Raw genomic sequence first — 18,871 nt, 5'->3', positions numbered from 1 at the left:
TGCTCCTCATGCCACAGACTGTGACGCTCTCGCCGCCGCGCCGCCTGCGCGGCACCATCGAGGTGCCCGGCGACAAGTCGATCTCGCACCGCGCCGTGATGTTCAACGCGCTGGCCAGCGGCACCGCCGAGATCACCCATTTTCTCACCGGGGCCGACTGCCTCTCCACCATCGGCTGCATGCAGGCCCTGGGCGTGCCGGTCGAGCGCGATGGCGACCGCGTGGTGGTGCATGGGGTGGGCCTGCGCGGCCTGCGCGAGGCCGCCGACGTGCTGGACTGCGGCAACTCGGGCACCACGCTGCGGCTGCTGGCCGGGCTGCTGGCCGGGCAGGATGGCATGTTCTCGCTGCTCACCGGCGACGCCTCGCTGCGCTCGCGCCCGCAGAAGCGCATCGTCGGGCCGCTGCGGGCCATGGGCGCAACCCTGGATGGCCGCATGGGCGGCGACCGCGCCCCGCTGATGGTGCGCGGCGCGGCCCTGCGCGGCGGCTCGTACGAGCTGCCCGTGGCCTCGGCCCAGGTGAAGAGCGCGCTGCTGCTGGCCGCGCTGGGCGGCGCTGGCCCGCTCACGCTCAGCGGGCGCACCGACGGGCGCGACCACACCGAGCGCATGTTTGCCGCCATGGGCCTCGACATCCGCAACGATGGTGGCACCATCACCTTCACGCCGCCCGCCCGCGATGCCCAGCTCCAGCCGCTCTCGCTGCGCGTGCCGGGCGATCCCTCCTCCGCCGCGTTCTGGTGGGTGGCCGCCGCCATCCACCCCGACGCCGAGCTGACCACCCTGGGCGTGTGCATGAACCCCACCCGCAGCGGCGCGCTCGACGCGCTGCTGGCCATGGGGGCCGACATCACGATCGCCAACCAGCGCACCGAGGGCAGCGAGCCGGTGGCCGACATCACCGTGCGCTCGTCGCGGCTGCGCGGCACCACCATTGGTGGCGCGCTCATCCCCCGCCTGATCGACGAGATCCCCGTGCTGGCGGTGGCCGCCGCCTGCGCCCAGGGCGAGACCCTGGTGCGCGACGCCGCCGAGCTGCGCGCCAAGGAGACCGACCGAATCGAGACGGTGGCGGCGGGCCTGGAAGCGCTGGGCGCCACGGTCGAGCCGACCGCCGATGGCATGGGCGTCGGCGGCTCGCGGCTGCGCGGCGCGACGCTGCAGAGCCACCACGACCACCGGCTGGCGATGGCCTGGGCGGTGGCCAGCCTGGTGGCTGAGGGCGAGACCCATATCGAGGGTGCCGAGGCTGTGTCCGTTTCTTACCCGGCGTTCTGGCAAACACTGGAGCAGATCACACAATGACAGACATGTTTACCCACCGCGTCGAGATCTTCACACAGAGCCTGGTGATCGCAGGGTCGTACGATCTGGCCATCTACCGCCGCATGAGCGACGCTATCAACGGCGAGCAGCGCCGCTACATCCCGCTGCGCGACTCGTCGATCGCCCCGCTGGAGCGCCTCTCGCAGGCCCAGCGCGTGCCCAACCTGCTGGTAGACCGCCAGGATACCATCCTGGTGGCCACCGTCGAGGAGGCGCTGCCTCCGCCTGACTACCCTCGCGAGGAGCAGCTGCGCGGCGTCGTGCCGGTGGCCGCCATGTTCTTCACCGAGGCCTTCGTGGTGCGCGGCACCTTCCACAAGCGGCCCGACCTGACGCTGCCCGAGATGCTGGAGCGCATCACCGACGACTTCATCCCGCTCAGCCACGTGCAGGTCTTCCCGCTGCTGGGCGGCAGCGCCCCGATCTCGCGCGACTTTGGCGCGCTGGCCCGCGAGAAGGTGGTGGCGCTCTACCCGATCGCCGAGCCGAAGCCCGCCGCGCCTGTGCCTATGCCCCCGCCGCCCGCCGCCGAGGAGCCCGCCGCCGAGGAGCCCGCCGCCGAGGAGTAGCGCCCGCGCAGCATAGCAAAGGCCCCGCAGGTGTAGCCTGCGGGGCCTTGCTGCGCCGCCTAGCTGAGGTACTCGCGCAGGTGGCTGCCAAACGCCGAGCCGCGCAGGCGACGCAGCGCATCCGACTCGATCTGGCGGGCGCGCTCGCGGGTCATGCCCATCTCGCGCCCCACCTCCTCCAGCGTGCGGTGTCGGCCATCCTGGATGCCGTAGCGCAGGCTCAGCACGCGGCGCTCGCGCTCGTTCAGCTCGCCCAGGGCGATGGCCAGATCCTGCCGCATCAGCTGGCGCGTGGCCTGGCTGGCCGGCGACTCCTGCAGCTGGTCCTCGATGAACTCGCCCAGCGTCGACTCGCCCGCCTCGCCCACCGGAAGCTCCAGCGAGATCGGCTGGCGCGAGGCGGCTAGCGCATCGCTTACCTTCTCGGGGGTGCTGCCCAGCACCTCGGCGATCTCGGCGGGGCTGGGCTGTCGCCCCAGCGTGTGCGCCAGCCGCTCGCCCGCGCGGCGGATCTGGCTGATCGAGTCGCCCAGGTGCACCGGCAGGCGGATGGTGCGCCCGTGCTCGGCGATCGAGCGGCTGACGGCCTGGCGGATCCACCAGGTGGCGTAGGTGGAGAAGCGGTTGCCCTTGGTGTAGTCGAACTTCTCCACCGCCCGCATCAGGCCGATGTTGCCCTCCTGGATCAGGTCGAGCAGCGACAGCCCACGGCCCACGTGCTTCTTGGCGATGCTCACCACCAGCCGCAGGTTGGCCTGGATGAGCCAGGCGCGGGCCTGCTCGCCGCGCGCCACGTCGGCGAGCAGTGCGGCCCGCAGCGGCGGAGCCAGATCCTCGCCCGAGGCCAGCCGCCGCGCCGCAGCCTTGCCGCGCTCCATCCGCTGGGCCAGGTCCACCTCCTCGGCGGCGGAGAGCAGCGCCACCTTGCCGATCTCGTTCAGGTAGGACTGGATGGCGTCGAGCGTGGCGGGCTGCTCGCCCGCCAGGTCGACCGCCGTGTCCTCCAGCTCCTCCATCCCATCTTCGTGCTGCTCGGCTGCGGCCTTGTGTGTATATTCCCGCTTGCTCTCGGTGTTGAAGAGCATATGCTCACGTCTCGCCATGGTTCCCCTCCTTTGCGCCTATCTGCGCGTATGCTGAGGTGCTATCTGGCACGGGCTGTGCCATGGGTCTGGGGGCACAGCGAAAGCAGGCTGGCGCGGGGCCGCCAGCCTGCCGAGAAAGCGGGGTGGGTGGCCGCTAGGCGCTCTGCTCGCTGCGCATGTGCAGCTCGCCATCCAGCACGCCGCCCTCCTGCACCACCAGCATGGCGGTTGTCACCTGGCCGTGTACGCGGCCCGTGCCCATGATCTCCAGCCGCTTGCGGCACTCGATGGTGCCGTGGAACTCGCCCGCGATGGTGATCTCCTCCGCCGACAGGCTGGCCTCGACGTTGGCCCCGGCCTCGACGAAGATGTACTGCCGCGACTCGATCGAGCCGCGCGCAGTTCCCTGCAGTCGCACACCGCGCTCGGATCGGTAGTTGCCATCGAAGAAGTCCTCTGGCCCGATCACGCTCTCGACCCCCGACTTGGGCCGCATCGCCGCAGGCGCGGGTGTGGGCGCAGGCGCGGCCGCGAAGCTGGTGGGCACCGACGTGCTGAACGTCGACGTGGGCGCAGGCGCGGGCGCTGGGCTGGGCTGGGCGACCGACGCCGTGCCGCTCAGGCTGAAGGGCGCTGGGCCGCTCGGCATAGTAGGTACGAAGACGCTGGGCGTAGGGATGTTGGGCTGGAACGATGCTGGCTCGCCCTGGGGCGCGCGCTCGGCGGGCTTGCTGGCCAGCAGCATGTCGGGCAGGTCGGGCAGTATGTCAAGATCCACGCTGTCGTCCTCGGTGGGGCTGGCGGGCGCGGCGGGCAGCGGGGAGTCGGTGGTGCGTCGTCCAAACATTGCGGTGCTCCTTCACAAACAGGTAGGGCTGGCGGTCGCATACATCTCTTTCTGATCCAGATTGTATGATCTGGGCCAGCGCCGATCAATCAAAAATTCTTACAGTTCGATTGCAGGCGCTGGTAGTACGCGGCCTAGCGGTGGGCCGTACCCGCCTATCTGTTGCCAATTTTGGGCGAATCTGGCCAAATGGCGGTTTTTTTGACAGACTCTGCTGGCGGATGTGGTATGCTGATGCGTGGAAAACAGCGCATCGAAAAGTGAATACGTTCATCCATGTCTGATGCTATGTTTCCTTGTGGATCGTTCTGCTGTGAGGAGGCTATGAAAGAAGTTACGCGACGCACGTTCCTGAAGCGAGTTGTTGTTGGTGGCGCAACAGTGTCGTGGCTTTGCACGGGTATCGAGTTCGCGCACGCAGCCGGGGCGGAGACCTTCGACCTCCGCATCATCCACACAAACGATCATCACGCTCGGATCGAGCCGGTGTACAACGGTACCCACCCTGTCCACGGTGGCGTCTCGCGCCGCAAGACCCTGATCGACGCCATCCGCAGCGAGGGCGGCAACCAGCTGCTGATCGACGCCGGCGATGTGTTCCAGGGCACCCTGTGGTTCACCCAGTACCAGGGCCTGGCCGACGCCGAGTTCTACAACGGCCTGGGCTACGAGGCCATGACGATCGGCAACCACGAGTTCGACCTTGGGCAGCAGCCGCTGGCCAACTACATCAAGTCGGTCAACTTCCCGGTGCTGAGCGCCAACCTGGTGGTCGAGCCGAAGTCGCCGCTGTATGGCCTTGTGAAGCCCTACATCGTGAAGAGCTACGGCAGCGAGCAGGTCGGCATCTTCGGCCTCACCACCGAGGAGACGTCCACGCTCTCGAACCCCGGCGCGGGCGTCTCGTTCGCCGACCCGGTGGCCACGGCCCGCTGGGTGGTGGCCGAGCTGCACGCCAAGGGCATCAAGAAGATCATCGCGCTGACCCACATCGGCAACGATGCGGACCTCGACCTGGCCCGCAAGGTCGAGGGTATCTCGCTGATCATCGGCGGCCACAGCCACACCCCGCTTGGTCCCCAGGCCGACCCCAAAGGCCCCGCGCTGCCCTACCCGCAGGTGGTGGCCTCGCCATCCGGCCACCCGGTGGTGGTCGCCACCGACTGGGAGTGGGGCCGCTGGCTGGGCGACGTGGAGGTGGGCTTCGACGCCGATGGCCACGTGACCCGCGTGATCGCTGGCCATACCCAGCAGGTGGCCGACACCATCGAGCCGCACGAGGGCTTTGAGGATCGCGTGCTGGCGCTGCGCAAGCCGCTGGATGCGCTACGCACCAAGGTGATCGGCTCTTCCAGCGTGCTGCTGAACGGCGCGCGCACCGATGTGCGTGGCAAGGAGACCAACCTGGGCAACCTGATCGCCGACGCACAGCTGGAGAAGACGCGGCCCAACGGCGCGCAGATCTCGCTGGTAAACGGCGGCGGCATCCGCACCAGCATCGCCGCCGGCGAGGTGACGCTGGGCAACGTGCTTGAGGTGATGCCGTTTGGCAACACCCTGGTGGTGCTCGACCTCACGGGCGCTCAGGTCAAGCGCGCGCTGGAGAACGGCGTGAGCCGCTTCCCCGCCGCCGAGGGCCGCTTCCCGCAGGTGGCCGGGCTGCGCTTCTCGTTCGACCCCAGCAAGGCCGAGGGCAGCCGCATCGTGAAGATCGAGATCGGCAGCGGCAAGGAGTACGCGCCGATCGACCCGGCGGCCACCTACCGCATCGTGGTGAACAACTTCGTCGCCACCGGCGGCGATGGCTACGCGGTGATGGTCGAGGGCAAGAACATCGCTAACGCGGGCTTCGTGGACTCGGATGTGCTGGCCGAGTACATCGCCAAGCACTCGCCGGTCAACCCGCAGGTCGAGGGCCGCATCACCAACGTGTCGGCCACCGCCTCGGTGCAGAGCATCAGCTACCCCGAGTTTGCCTAGCCGCCTAGGCCCGCGCGCGCAGCGCCGCCCCGTCAGCCTCGGCTGGCGGGGCGGCGCTTGTTTGTTGCTTTACCACCAAGATTCTTTATCACGAAGGCGCGAGGCGGGGGATCGATCTACCACCAAGACACCAAGGGCGAGAAAAGAGCTCGGAAACAGCAAAGGGCTAACTCTTTCCGCATGGCCCATGCGGCGAAGGTGCCGCTCGTGTTTTGATGGCCATATGCACGAACATCAGCTGCCAGGGGTCGGCATAGGAACGCTCAACATTGGGGGATCGAAGGGGGTACACCCCCTCGCGGGGTTCCGAGGGGCAGGCCCCTAGGAACCCCGCGCAGGGCATCCACCAAGCAATCAATAACCACCGCTGTCAACGAAAGCGCACCCGAGTCGACCCGACGGCTACGCACATGTTCACCAAAAGGTGCACTGCAAACTCTCGTTGGGCCGACCTGAGGGCACATACCACGAGGACGCGAAGGCGTGAGGCGGGGGACCGATCTACCACCAAGACACCAAAGTTTTGAGGGGCGAATACCAATCCCCAATCCCTATTCCCCGATCCCCAGATCCTCGGGCGTGTTGATGCTGCGGAAGGCCCGCGAGCCATCGGCGAGGCCCAGCTGCTGCGGCGACACCAGGATGGTGCCCGGGCCCCGCAGCAGGGCGTGCATGGCCCGCTCGCCGCTGGCCAGCAGCGCCTGGGCGCGCGGCAGCAGCGCGGCGCGGTAGATGGCGTGCAGCGGCTCGGCGCGCAGGCGGTTGCGCGGGCCGCCCGCCAGCTGCGGGGCCAGCGCGTCGTAGGGGCGCGGCCAGGCCACCATGGCCGCTAGCGCGCTCTGGTCGAGCCAGGGCATGTCGCAGGCCAGGGCCAGGGCGTAGGGGTGTGCTGCGTGGGCTAGCCCGCTGGCCAGCCCGCCCAGCGGCCCCGCGCCGGGGTAGGCGTCGCCCACCAGCCGCGCGGGCAGGTGGCCCCAGCGCTCGGGGTCGTTCAGCACCACGATCACCTCGGCGCAGGCCTGCGCAGCCATGCCCACTGTGTGCTCAAGCAGCGTCGGCCCCGCATCGCCCCACAGCCGCAGCGCGCGCTTGTCGCGCCCCAGCCGCGTGCTTCCTCCGCCCGCCACCACGATAGCGCTTGTCTGCTCTCTGCTCATTCCCGCCCCATAAACCCAGTGCGCAGCGCGATCTCCCAGTCGGGCCTGCCGCTGCGCGCGGCTTGGCCCGCTGCAGCGTGGTGGTCGTAGGGCACCGCCCGCAGCTCGAAGGCCCAGCCGCGCTCGCCGCGCTCGATCAGGGCGTAGCGGGCCAGCGGCGACCCCGCCTCGCTGGCGTGCTGGGGGTCGTCGTCCTCGTAGGCGGGCAGGCCCACGCTGCCGGGGTTCAGGATGGCGGTCTCGGCGTCGAGCTGGAAGAGGCGCTGCTGGTGGGTGTGCCCGCACAGGATGAGCGGCGCGCGCACCTGGCCCAGCCGCTGGCGCACCTCGGCGCGGGTGGCTGGGCGTAGCCGCTGGCCCGCCACCGTCTCCAGCAGGTACTGCGCGTCGCTGTGCGGCGTGCCGTGGCACAGCAGCGTGCCGTCGGCCAGCGTCGCCGTGGCGGGCAGGGCGCGCAGCCAGCCCAGCTGGGCCTCGCCCAGCCGCTCGTGGGCGTAGCGGTCTGAAGCGCCCATCTGCGCGGGCGGGGTGCTGAGCAGCTGGCGCTCGTGGTTGCCCGCGATGCTCTGCCAGCCCTGCCGCATGAGCAGATCGACGGTCTCGGCGGGCCACAGCGGGCCGGATGCGTGGTCGCCCAGGTTGATTACCTCGGCGGCACCGCGCCGCGCGATGTCCTCGATCACGGCCTGGAGCGCCAGCAGATTGCCGTGGATGTCGCTGATGATCGCAATTGGTGGCATAGGCCGCCTTTCCTATCGGGCGCTGGTACGCCGATTGCAGTGCGTGTAGCGCCTATTTTTGACCTACCTGTAGCTGCTGTCAACCGGCAAAAGGATGAAGCTCTATGGCGAGCAAAAACGAGACGCTGCACGGCCAGGCTCCGGACACCGCTCCGGCGGCGCTGCTGGTGATCGATATGATCAACGATCTGGAGTTTGTGGATGCCGACCTGATCTTCCCCCACGCGCTCGCGGCGGCGCACGCCATCGCGGCGCTCAAGCGGCGCTGTCGCCAGCACGGCATCCCCACGGTGTACGTGAACGACAACTTTGGCCGCTGGCAGTCCGACATGGGCAAGCTGGTGCAGCACTGTCTGGAGGACGATGTGCGCGGCAGGCCGATCGTGGAGCTGCTGCGGCCCGAGGAGGATGACTATGTGGTGCTGAAGCCCAAGCAGTCGGGCTTCTTCGCCACCACGCTCGATACGCTGCTGCAGTACCTGCAGGCCAGGGCGCTGATCGTCACCGGCATCGCCGGGGATATGTGCGTGCAGTTTACGGTGGGCGACGCCTATATGCGCGACTTCGACCTCTTCATCCCGCGCGACTGCGTGGCCTCCAACACCGCCGAGCGAAATGAGGCCGCGCTGGGCTATATGCGGCAGGTGCTGCGGGCATGGGTCGGGCCGTCGGCCTCGCTCGATCTGGCCGGGCTGGCGGGCGGGGATGCGGGCGAATCTGACACTGCGAATGCTTAGTGTCTTATTGACAACACAGCGCTGATTCGTCGTATAATGACAGCAAGATATTCGCCACTCTCAGCAAGCGAGGGCACAACAGTATGGCTCAGCCATTTGACTCGATCTACTCACACGGGTTTATCCGCGCGGCGGTGTGTATCCCCTACGTGCGCGTGGCCAACCCTGCCTATAACGCCCAGCGCACCATCGGCCTGGCGCGGCGCGCATCCGAGCGCGGCGCGGCGGTGGCGCTCTTCCCCGAGCTGGGCATCGCCGCCTACACCAACGACGACCTGTTCCACCAAGATGCTCTGCTGGATGCCACGCTTGCGGCGCTCGGCCAGATCCGCGAGGCCAGCCGCGATCTCACGCCGGTGCTGATCGTGGGCGCGCCGCTGCGCTTCGAGCACAAGCTGTTCAACTGCGCGGTGCTGATCTACCGTGGCGACATCCTGGGCGTGGTGCCCAAGACCTACCTGCCCAACTACCGCGAGTTCTACGAGAAGCGCCAGTTCACCTCGGGCCGCGACGCGCTGGCCCGCGAGGTGGTGCTGCTGGGCCAGCAGGTGCCGTTTGGCAACGATGTGATCTTCGCCGCCGATAACATCCCCGACTTCAGCATCCACGCCGAGATCTGCGAGGACGTGTGGACGCCCATCCCGCCATCCACCTACGCCGCGCTGGCCGGGGCCACCGTGCTGGCCAACCTCTCGGCCTCCAACATCACCATAGGCAAGGCCGACTACCGCCGCGACCTGTGCGCCACCCAGTCGGGGCGCTGCGTGGCGGCCTACCTCTACTCCGCCGCCGGGCCTGGCGAATCCACCACCGACCTAGCCTGGGATGGCCACGCCCTGATCTACGAGAACAACGAGCTGCTGGCCGAGGCCGAGCGCTTCCCCGCCGAGGAGCAGATGATCGTGGCCGACATCGACCTGGAGCGGCTGGCCCAGGATCGCATGCGGCTGGGCAGCTTCAACGACACCGTGGGCGACTACCGCGAGCAGCTGCGCGCCATCCGCCGCGTGGGCTTCAGCTTCGCCATCCCGCAGGGCGAGCTGCCGCTGGAGCGCGCGGTCGAGCGCTTCCCCTACGTGCCCAACAACCCGGCCCTGCGCGACGAGCGCTGCTACGAGGCCTACAACATCCAGGTGCACGGCCTGATGAAGCGCCTGAGCGCCACCGGCATGCAGAAGATCGTGATAGGCGTCTCGGGCGGGCTGGATTCGACCCACGCGCTGATCGTGGCCGCCAAGACCATGGACCGCCTGGGGCTGCCGCGCACCAACATTCTGGCCTACACCATGCCCGGCTTCGCCACCAGCGACACCACCTACCGCAACGCGCTGGGCCTGATGGCGGCGCTGGGCGTCACCGCCGAGGAGATCGACATCAAGCCCTCGTGCATCCAGATGCTGCGCGACCTGCGCCACCCCTTCGCCAGCGGCGAGCCGGTCTACGATGTGACCTTCGAGAACGTGCAGGCGGGCGAGCGCACCTCGCACCTGTTCCGGCTGGCCAACTACCACAACGCCTTCGTGCTGGGCACCGGCGATCTGAGCGAGCTGGCCCTGGGCTGGTGCACCTATGGCGTGGGCGACCAGATGTCGCACTACAACGTGAACGCCTCGGTGCCCAAGACGCTCATCCAGTTCCTCATCCGCTGGGTGATCGCCACGCGCCAGTTCGACGACGCGGCCAGCCGCATCCTCCAGTCCATCCTCGATACCGAGATCTCGCCCGAGCTGGTGCCCGGCGACGCCAAGGACGCGCCCAGCCAGTCGACCCAGGCCAAGATCGGCCCCTACGAGCTGCAGGATTTCAACCTCTACTACATCACGCGCTACGGCTTCCGGCCCAGCAAGGTGGCCTTCCTCAGCCAGCACGCCTGGGCCGACAGCGCGCGCGGCAGCTGGCCCGAGGGACTGCGCGAGGACCAGCGCAGCCAGTACGACCTGGCCCAGATCAAGCGCTGGCTGGATGTGTTCCTGTTCCGCTTCTTCCAGATCAGCCAGTTCAAGCGCTCGGCCATGCCCAACGGCCCCAAGGTCGGCTCGGGCGGCTCGCTCTCGCCGCGCGGCGACTGGCGCGCGCCCTCGGACTCCGAGGCGACCATGTGGCTGGAGGAGCTGCGGGCCAACGTGCCGTAGGGGGCAGATTCACCACGAAGATGCGAAAGGGAACCGATTCACCACGAAGACACGAAGGCGCGAAGGGGAGAACCGTTTACCACCAAGACACCAAGACACGAAGGGGTGAAAAGATGTGGGAAATTGCGGCCCCATACGGTTGCGACCCTGCCGCGCCCGCGATGCCATCATTGCCGTAGGGGCGGGCTTCGTGCCCGCATCGCGGGGCACGTTGCGGGGCGCATCGTATTGCGCTGTGGGCATCGCGCACATCGCGGGCGGGTGATAGCGATGCCCATATCGCGGAGGTCGTCGCAGGGCGCATCGTATCGCGCCGTGGAAGGGCATACAGCCCGCCCTTTCACGGCCTGCCGAAAACGCAGAACCGCGCGAAAGTTGCTGGCAGAATCATCGTCGGCTACACTAGGCGCAGCCAACCCACCAGCGATACGATCACCCATCATTGCCCGACAGACAAGGGGAAAGAGCGCCATGCGCATGGAACTACCCGGCCTCCAGCGGCTGACAGAGCACCAGCTCGATGCAGCGGTTGATAGCCTCACTACCGCCTTTCAGGTTGACCCTTCCACCCAGCTCCTGCTCAACGCCCAGCGCCCCAGCCTCGCGAGGGTGCGCGCCTTCTACCGCTTCACCATGCGGGTGGCGTTGCGCCACGGCCATGTGTTTGCGGCGGGCGACCGCGCCCAGGGTGTGTGCGCCTGGCTGCCGCCCGAGCATGTGGATGTGAGCGCGTGGATGTTCCTGCGCGCCGGGGGGGTGCGGCTGGGGCTGGATGTCGACCTGGGCATCTACGCCCGCCTGCTGCGCTACGAGGGCTACGCCGCGCGCATGCACGCCCGGCACGCGCCCTTCCCGCACTGGTACCTGTTCACCATCGGCGTCGCCCGCGACCACCAGGGCCAGGGCCTCTCGGGCAGGCTGCTGCGCCCGGCCATGGCCTTCCTCGATCGGCATGGGCAGCACAGCTACCTTGAGACACACAGCGAGCGCAACATCACGTTCTACCAGAAGTATGGCTACCAGGTGGCCGAGGTGGGCCGCCTGCCCGGCACCGGCGCGCCGCACTGGTGCATGCTGCGCCGCCCGCAGGGGTGATCATTCTGCGCTGGTATGTATGGTCAACACAGCGCTCAGGATACAACATCCTGAGCGCTGTGTTGTCATAGTTTTAGGTCTGTGCCTTGGTACTAACTCCAAGGTTCATTGGCTGGGTCACCAAAACCACGATATAAATTCGGTCCGGTATCGGAAACTAGGATCACCCCATGTTGAGCTGCTATGTTTGATCTTGATGAAATAGACACCATCTTCTAGCGCCGTGAAGTCTACAGGTGGACTGAGAAGAAAATAGGCGTCGTCGATAGACATAAGCAGATTCATGCCAGTGCTATCATAACCATTGTTGCTAGTTTTAGCTTGAACATTTGTTCGAATCGTCAGCGTGTTGGTAGGCAAAAAAACATGTCGTTGTTCCTGGTATGATGTGCGGTGACCAAACCAACCACATACCGAAGGAGCAACCACATGTTAACGGAAGAGATTATCATCCGTCTGTTCTGTATGGTAGACGATACCATTGGTCCTGTCGAAAAACGCTCAGATGCCAAGTTGCATGATAGCGAGATTGTGACCATTGCACTGGTATTTAGCTTACGTGGCGGTCTCTATCGGCGCTTCTATCGTTGGTTGAATCACAACTATCGCTTCTTGTTTCCCAATCTCCCAAGTCTGTCACGCTTGCTGCGCGTATTCAAACGTTGTGCCCAATATACCGATGCATTTTTAGCGGAAGCGACGTTTTTTACGGTTGCCGATACCTATGGCATCGAACGCTGCCACCCACGGCGGGAAGGCCGCAGCGCGCAGCAGGTTGGGAAAAAGGGTCTATCAAATGGTCGTTGGATGATTGGTGTCAAACTGGGTTGGCTGATCAACAATGCGGGGAAAGTGGTGACATGGCAATGGGATACGGCAAACGTGAGCGACCGTGAGTTTCGCGATATGGCGTTGGCCTACAACGGCCAAACCATTACCCTCTGTGATGGTGGATTTCGTCAGCATGCTGCTGTACATGAAAACATGCTGTTTTGGGCAAAGGGGACGTGGAACGAACGATTCATGATCGAAACAAACTTTAGTTGGGCCTGTCTCAGCTTTACCATCAAGAAGATATATCATCGCAAGTCAAGATATATTGATGCGCGGCTTGGATATGTGACTGCACTTATCAATTGTTTACTTGAACTCACATCGAAATCGCGCTCTCTTACGGAATTTGTCATCTAAAAACTAGCAACAATGGTTAAATATGTCTGTGACTTTGTAGTCTGCTTTGAGCGCGGGGTCATCGTCAGTACAATGGGGGAGATCAGAAGTAGCTCGACGCGGCTGATCTGCATGTGCCGCTGTTGCAACCGATGTGTTGAACGGCACTACCATGGATAAAACCAGCGTGAGCATCAGGATAATGTTGAATAAAGCCTTTTGCATCATAGCCCTCTATTGATCAGTAGTTATCTGGAAAGATCCGAGATTGAGATGGTTGGCGTGGGCACGGCAGTTGGCATCTCTGAACAAAGCCATGAAGGGCCTGGTAATAACCCTCCTGACTTGACACCTACATAAAGCGACTCATCAACCATGAGCGGACGTCCTGCAAATTGCGCATTTGTCGCAATACGCGCAATAATCCCATTATTAATTGAACCATATTGACCATATGCGGCATCGGCATGCCACTGCCATTGGTAGGAATGGCTTTCTCCTGGTTCGATCTTGGTAATCATCTGCGCCGGATAAGTAGGGCTCTCTGACCAGCGTATTGGTGCGATTGGTTGTGTGGGATCATCCGTCGCAGGAGTGATGACAATATCAACTGGTGGGTTGCTATCAAGATTGATTGGCTCACGATAGTTATTTTCTAGGCGTACCGTGAAGGTGATGACCTGTCCGATATCGGCACAGTTGGTAGTGGATGAGAGCACAAAATTCATCATGCTAGGGTTAATCCGTTGTCTTGTTGTTATCGGCCCGCGCGTCGGGGGGGTATTGTCCTGCGGGCCGCAGGCGCGTAGGTTCGCCAGGGGCAGCAGGCAGAGCAGCATGCAGCGGCTGGCCAGCAGGGGCCAGTGGCGGGTGGGTGGTGCATCAGGCATGGGCGTTCTCCTTGGGCGGCACCAGGGGCGGCGGGCCGCACCGGCGGGGTGCCGTGGGCTATTTCGTTGGGTGATCTATTCAGGCGGGGCAAGTATAGCCGAGGTGCGGCGTGGTGTCAACGCGCGGTCAGGCGGCGCGTGGGGTGGGGCAATCCGCTACTGCGAACGATCCAAGACATATACGGTGGGCGTGGGCACGGCGGTTGGTAGTTCGGTGCAGAGCCATGGGCCGCGACGGGTTGCATACAATCTTTGTATGCCAACATAAAGCAACTCCTCAACCATAAGGGGTCTATTTGCAAATTGGGCATTAGTTTCTATATGTACAGCTATGCCATCACTCGACCAGTGATCATTCTCATATGCTTCATCGGCACGCCACTGCCATTGGTAGGAGTGGCTCTCTCCTGGTCCGATCTGGGTGATCATCTGCGCCGGATAGGTGGGGCTTTCCGACCAGCGCACTAATCCAATGGGGGCGTCGGGATTGTCTTGAACTGGCGAGATAACCATATCAACTGGTGGGTTGCCATCAAAGGTGACTGGCTCACGATAGTTATTTTCTAGGCGTACCGTGAAGGTGATGACTTGACCCACATCGGCACAGTTGGTGCTGGATGAGAGCACAAAGTTCATCATGGTTGGTTCTATCCATTGTCTCGTCGTTATCGGCCCGCGCGTGGGGGGGGTATTGTCCTGCGGGCCGCAGGCGCGTAGGTTCGCCAGGGGCAGCAGGCAGAGCAGCATGCAGCGGCTGGCCAGCAGGGGCCAGCGGCGGGTGGGTGGTACGTCAGGCATGGGCGTTCTCCTTGGGCGGCACCAGGGTCGGCGGCGGGCCGCACCGGCGTGGGTGCCGTGGGCTATTTCGTTGGGCGATCTATTCAGGCGGGGCAAGTATAGCCGAGGTGCGGCGTGGTGTCAACGCGGGGTTAGGCGGCGCGTGGGGCGGGGCAATCAGCTACCGCGAACGATCCGAGACATACACGGTGGGCGTGGGCACGGCGGTTGGTAGCTCGGTGCAGAGCCATGGGCCACGATGTGCCTATTGTGATTCACCGCAGGCATCGCCCCCATCGCGCGGGGCCTCGATGGGGGCGATGCCTGCGGTGATGGCAGTGCGGGCGGACACCAGATCCGCCCCTACACCCATGGTCGCGCATCGTGGGCATCGGGTGGAAGCGCGATGCGGGCCATGTGGGCGATGAGCGCGGTGCGAGCGGTCACCAGGGCCGTCGCTACGACGCTGAACAGAGATTGCTGATGGAATATACGCGCCGCCCCGACCTGGCAACATCGCACGTTGTGATGAGACTTCATGGCGATGATAGTATTTATCACGCACGAGCATGCTTTTGTGTCGATTTCTTCTCTTTTCGCTACCAATTTGAACGTATCTTTATTATACTGATGATAGGTATAGATGAGAGCAGATGTACCTGAAGCATGCATGGGCAAAGGATACAACCGTGACTGTTGACCAGAATCCTTCATCCACCACGTCCCTCGCTCAGCGCGTCGCCGAGCTTGAGCAGCAGCTCGCGGCGCTGCAGCAAGAATACGCACTTATCACCGACATTCTCGACCACGTGCCGAATCTTGTGCTGTGTAAAGGTCCGCACTCACACATCGTCTATGCCAATCGCGCCTTCCGCGAGTTCTACGGCATGGATCAGCAGCAGATGCAGGGCCTGATCGACGCGCCGTTCGCCGAGCCGGACCACACGCAGCAGTATATCAAAGACGACACCTATGTATTTACGACTGGTGAGACGCTGATCATCGAGGAGCCGGTGAAACATCACGATGGCGATGTCCACCTGTTCCACACGGCGAAATTCGCCCTCCGCGACCCACAGGGCCAGATCACGCACACGCTCGGCATCTCCGAAGACATCACCTCGCGCCGCGAGGTCGAGTCGCGCATCCATATCTACGAGACGGTTGTTAAGAATTTCCCGATCGGCGTGATGGTGCTTGAGATGGATGAGGATGCTGCCGCCTCGTCATCCCGCCTGATCATGGCCAACGCCAGCGCGAGCCGCTTCACCGGCATCGATCTGCAGTCGCAGGTAGGCCGATCGGCCCGCAGCATCTTCGTCACCGGCGAAGATCGGGCGCTTCTGCAGCGCTATGCCGAGGTCATCCACACCCAGCAGGCCAGCCGCCTGGGCGAGCACGCCTATGACTCGGATGAGCTGAGCGATGGCACCTACGCCATCTACGCTCTGCCGATCTCGGGGAACCAGGTGTGCGTGATGTACGAGGATATCACCGAGCACAAGCACGCCGAGCAGGCGCTGCGCAATAACATTCTGCAGGAAGAGGTGATCCGCGCGCAGCAGGCCGCGCTGGAGGAGCTGTCGACGCCGCTGCTGGCGATCAGCGATACGATTGTGGTGATGCCGCTGGTTGGCTCGATCGACTCGGCGCGCGCGCAGGCCGTGATGGATGCCCTGCTGGAAGGGGTTGCTGCGAATCACACCAAAGTCGCCATTGTCGACATCACGGGCGTGCCGGTGGTGGATACGGGCGTCGCGAATGGCCTGATCCGCGCCGCGCAGGCCGTCCAGCTCCTGGGCGCGCGGGTGGTGCTCACGGGCATCCGCCCCGAGGTGGCGCAGACCCTGGTTCAGCTGGGCGTGGAGCTGCGCACGATCGTCACATGGGGCACGCTGCAGGCTGGCATCGCCTTTGCGCTGAAGCAATGATCGGCCCAACGATAACGAATGTGGCAGGCAGGGCGTGATCTGCATCACGCCCTGTTTTTTGTGCGTGCGGCGCTACGACTCGGCGCGATCGATGCGGTGCAGGAACGTCGGCCGGGTGCGATGATCGGCAGGGAGCTAGCTCTTTTTCGGCTAGGGTTGGCTGCCCGCCACGCGCTTGGCCAGCAGGATGTCGGGCTTGCCTGGGCCATTGGCATCGGGCACCACGCCGATGATCGTGAAGCCGCACTTCTGGTAGAACTCGTAGGGGTGGCGGCGCAGGTTTCTGATGCGCCCGATCTGGCCCCAGAGGTCGGCGTACAGATCGCTGCCGCTGAGCGAGGTCATGTTGTCGTCGTCGTCGCTGCCGAGCAAAATAGTTAGGCCGCCGCGCTGCCGCACCTGCGTCTCGAAGTCGGCCAGCAGCGCGCGCCCCACGCCGCGCTCCTGGGCGCTGGGGTGCACCACCAGCGGGTGCAGCTCCCACACGGCGGCGTAGGAGTGGTAGCCGCCGACCCAGCCGAGCAGCCCGCCGTCGTCGCCGAAGGCGGCGCGGCAGATCTTCTCGGGTTCGAGCGCCTCAAGCACCTCGGCGCGGGCCTCGGCCAGGGTGGGCCACGCGGTGGGCCAGTGCTCGCGGAAGCCATCGAACAGCGCGGCGGCGGCCTGCTCGATAGCTACGTTATCGTTGGGCTGTAGGTCTTCAATACGCATAGCTATTCTCCTTCGTGATTCCATAAACCATATTGCGGGCATCGGCTCGGGGGCGGGTTGTATGACTGCCCCTCCGGCGATAAGGCCTGCCCCTAGGAACCCTGCGAGGGGGCATCGCCCTCACATGGTGTCACTTTTCCCGTCGGCACTGGGCGTTTTTTCCTTCAGCGATGGCGGTGGTAGGTGTTTGGTGGGTGTGTGCCCTGCGCGGGCAGCGCCTCGGGGCCAGCCCCTAGGAACCCCGCGAGGGGGCGTTGCCCCCTTCGAAACCCCCAATTTGGAGCATTCCTATGCCGGAATCGGGCATCTGGTGTTCGTGCATATGGCCAGTTGGCCTGAGTGGCACCTTCGCCGCATGGGCCGGGTGGGTGAGATCGAGAATCTTCCATGCGGTGCATGGCCTGGCACGCGTTCTCTCGTCATGTGCCGCATCCGAATGCTCCGCCAGAGAAAGTGACACCATGTGAGGGGCATCGCCCCTTTGACCCCCCAATTTAGGGCGTTCCAATGCTACTCGCTGGCGGTTGCTGTTGGTGTATATGGCCATCAAAACACGAGCGGCACCTTCGCCGTATGGGCAGGCCTTGTGCCCGCCCCGTTGCCTGTGCCGCCCGTATCGCAATCCTACCCGCATGACGCGGCGCGGGTGGGCCTCGTGGTCTGGTGCTCGCGTACGCAGCGGCTGAAGAGGATAACGGAGGTGCATGCCCTGGCACGCTGGATGAGGTACGCCCCTGCTTCCCGACGGCCTGCCAGAGCAGTGGCATCTTCTGAGGGTGAGGCCAGCAAGGCAATCGCTCCTAGTGGTATAGTCGATTAGATACCTAACTAGATATTGTTATCTTATCGTTGGGCTGAAGCGTATCAATATGTGTCGTTGGTTTTCTATCGAAGCAGCTGAGAGATGATAGATTACAACCTAACTATTAAACGGCGCGCACATTATCGTTGGGCTGTATATTAGTCACGCGTATAGCTTTTTTGTAAAGGCCAGTCAATTTCACAAAATTTCCGCCTAACTAATAAGCCTTGATTGGGTCGAATGGTGAAGGTAGATACTCCGCCCACCTTTCCTAACGAAGACCTTCGACATAGTCCTTGGCCTCTTTGAGGCCCCAGCCGGTGGCCTCGCGCACCGCCTTGATCGCGCCGATAATGTTGCCTTGGGCGATCAGCGCGCGCGCCGCCTGCTCGATGTCGCCGGGGGCGGGCGGCGTGGGCGGGGCTGCGCTGGCGGGCGCGGCGGGGCGCTGGCCGCTGCGCTCCCACTCGTCCACATAGTCCTTGGCCTCTTTGAGGCCCCAGCCGGTGGTGTCGCGCACATGCTTGATCGCCTGGATCTTGTTGCCCTGGGCCAGCGCATCCTGGGCGGCCTCGAAGCCGCCGCGCGCTGCCGTGGGGCGCGGCGCGACGGCCATGGCGGCGGGCCTGCCGCGCTCTAGCCCCTCGACATAGTCCTTGGCCTCTTTGAGGCCCCAGCCGGTGGCCTCGCGCGCCACTTTGATCGCCTGGATCTTGTTGCCCTGGGCCAACAGTGGCCGCACCGCCTGCTCGACCTCGGCCATGTTGGCGCTGGGCGCTGGGGGCAGCTCGTGCACCCCGGCGTCGGCGCTGTAGCGGCGGCGGATCATGATCGACGCGATCACAACTGCCACGATGACGATGGCGGCCAGCGGGATGATCGGGATGTCCTGCATTGTGTTCCTCCTTGGTTGTGCGTAG

General features: G+C 64.6%; 16 protein-coding genes and 1 pseudogene. 8 read left to right on the top strand and 9 right to left on the bottom strand.

Going from position 1 to position 18,871, the window contains the following annotated elements:
• The first annotated feature begins 8 nt into the window (after positions 1-8).
• Together aroA and F8S13_05455 are read left to right on the top strand one after the other, a co-directional pair.
• A complete protein-coding gene (gene aroA, locus F8S13_05460) occupies positions 9-1,307 on the top strand; it encodes a 3-phosphoshikimate 1-carboxyvinyltransferase (protein KAB8144324.1) in 1,299 nt (432 codons plus the stop codon).
• Entirely contained in the window at positions 1,304-1,897 is a 594-nt protein-coding gene (locus F8S13_05455) for a hypothetical protein (protein ID KAB8144323.1), read from the top strand. The genes aroA and F8S13_05455 overlap by 4 nt, the downstream gene beginning before the upstream one ends.
• Positions 1,898-1,956: 59 nt before the next feature.
• Here F8S13_05455 and F8S13_05450 read toward each other — a convergent pair whose 3' ends face one another.
• Entirely contained in the window at positions 1,957-2,982 is a 1,026-nt protein-coding gene (locus tag F8S13_05450) for a sigma-70 family RNA polymerase sigma factor (GenBank protein KAB8144673.1), read from the bottom strand.
• A 154-nt stretch (positions 2,983-3,136) separates the two neighbouring features.
• Entirely contained in the window at positions 3,137-3,829 is a 693-nt protein-coding gene (locus F8S13_05445) for a polymer-forming cytoskeletal protein (GenBank protein ID KAB8144322.1), read from the bottom strand.
• 288 nt (positions 3,830-4,117) lie between these two features.
• Between F8S13_05445 and F8S13_05440 the strand changes: the two genes are divergently transcribed.
• The gene (locus F8S13_05440) at positions 4,118-5,809 is read left to right on the top strand and encodes a multifunctional 2',3'-cyclic-nucleotide 2'-phosphodiesterase/5'-nucleotidase/3'-nucleotidase (GenBank protein KAB8144672.1); all 1,692 of its coding nucleotides are present in this window, start codon (positions 4,118-4,120) and stop codon (positions 5,807-5,809) included.
• A gap of 551 nt (positions 5,810-6,360) precedes the next feature.
• Here the strand turns inward: F8S13_05440 and F8S13_05435 are convergent.
• Both F8S13_05435 and F8S13_05430 read right to left on the bottom strand, forming a co-directional pair.
• Positions 6,361-6,966: a molybdenum cofactor guanylyltransferase gene (locus F8S13_05435; GenBank protein ID KAB8144321.1), complete on the bottom strand. Its 606-nt coding sequence runs from the start codon at positions 6,964-6,966 to the stop codon at positions 6,361-6,363.
• Positions 6,963-7,706 (bottom strand): metallophosphoesterase family protein, encoded by a 744-nt coding sequence (locus tag F8S13_05430; protein ID KAB8144320.1) that lies wholly within the window; start codon positions 7,704-7,706, stop codon positions 6,963-6,965. Before F8S13_05430 ends, F8S13_05435 begins: the two co-directional genes overlap by 4 nt.
• A 104-nt stretch (positions 7,707-7,810) precedes the next feature.
• Here F8S13_05430 and F8S13_05425 point away from each other — a divergent pair, with 104 nt between their 5' ends.
• From F8S13_05425 to F8S13_05410, 4 genes are all read left to right on the top strand, one after another.
• Positions 7,811-8,443: a cysteine hydrolase gene (locus tag F8S13_05425; protein KAB8144319.1), complete on the top strand. Its 633-nt coding sequence runs from the start codon at positions 7,811-7,813 to the stop codon at positions 8,441-8,443.
• Between the two features lie 83 nt (positions 8,444-8,526).
• Positions 8,527-10,575 (top strand): NAD(+) synthase, encoded by a 2,049-nt coding sequence (locus F8S13_05420; GenBank protein ID KAB8144318.1) that lies wholly within the window; start codon positions 8,527-8,529, stop codon positions 10,573-10,575.
• 270 nt (positions 10,576-10,845) lie between these two features.
• The gene (locus F8S13_05415) at positions 10,846-11,670 is read left to right on the top strand and encodes a GNAT family N-acetyltransferase (GenBank protein KAB8144317.1); all 825 of its coding nucleotides are present in this window, start codon (positions 10,846-10,848) and stop codon (positions 11,668-11,670) included.
• 429 nt (positions 11,671-12,099) lie between these two features.
• Positions 12,100-12,861, top strand: a complete 762-nt coding sequence (locus F8S13_05410; GenBank protein KAB8144316.1) for a transposase — start codon at positions 12,100-12,102, stop codon at positions 12,859-12,861.
• Between the two features lie 227 nt (positions 12,862-13,088).
• On the opposite strand, the gene F8S13_05405 is transcribed toward F8S13_05410, so the two are convergent.
• On the bottom strand, positions 13,089-13,730 hold the full coding sequence (locus tag F8S13_05405) for a hypothetical protein (GenBank protein KAB8144315.1): 642 nt from the start codon (positions 13,728-13,730) through the stop codon (positions 13,089-13,091).
• A 156-nt stretch (positions 13,731-13,886) separates the two neighbouring features.
• Entirely contained in the window at positions 13,887-14,528 is a 642-nt protein-coding gene (locus F8S13_05400; protein ID KAB8144314.1) for a hypothetical protein, read from the bottom strand.
• 632 nt (positions 14,529-15,160) lie between these two features.
• On the opposite strand from F8S13_05400, the gene F8S13_05395 reads away from it, so the two are divergent.
• Positions 15,161-16,438, top strand: coding sequence for a PAS domain-containing protein (locus tag F8S13_05395; protein ID KAB8144313.1), 1,278 nt, complete (start codon positions 15,161-15,163; stop codon positions 16,436-16,438).
• A 150-nt stretch (positions 16,439-16,588) separates the two neighbouring features.
• On the opposite strand, the gene F8S13_05390 is transcribed toward F8S13_05395, so the two are convergent.
• From F8S13_05390 to F8S13_05380, 3 genes and pseudogenes are all read right to left on the bottom strand, one after another.
• Positions 16,589-17,149: a GNAT family N-acetyltransferase gene (locus F8S13_05390; protein ID KAB8144312.1), complete on the bottom strand. Its 561-nt coding sequence runs from the start codon at positions 17,147-17,149 to the stop codon at positions 16,589-16,591.
• A 1,073-nt stretch (positions 17,150-18,222) separates the two neighbouring features.
• Positions 18,223-18,567: a hypothetical protein gene (locus F8S13_05385; GenBank protein KAB8144671.1), complete on the bottom strand. Its 345-nt coding sequence runs from the start codon at positions 18,565-18,567 to the stop codon at positions 18,223-18,225.
• A gap of 12 nt (positions 18,568-18,579) precedes the next feature.
• Positions 18,580-18,846: pseudogene (locus F8S13_05380) on the bottom strand (hypothetical protein).
• Positions 18,847-18,871: the final 25 nt, after the last annotated feature.

This window comes from Chloroflexia bacterium SDU3-3 (assembly GCA_009268125.1).
In the GTDB taxonomy this organism is placed as follows: domain Bacteria; phylum Chloroflexota; class Chloroflexia; order Chloroflexales; family Roseiflexaceae; genus SDU3-3.
Note: the sequence above shows the minus strand (reverse complement) of the source record. Positions and strands in the feature narration are given on the sequence as shown.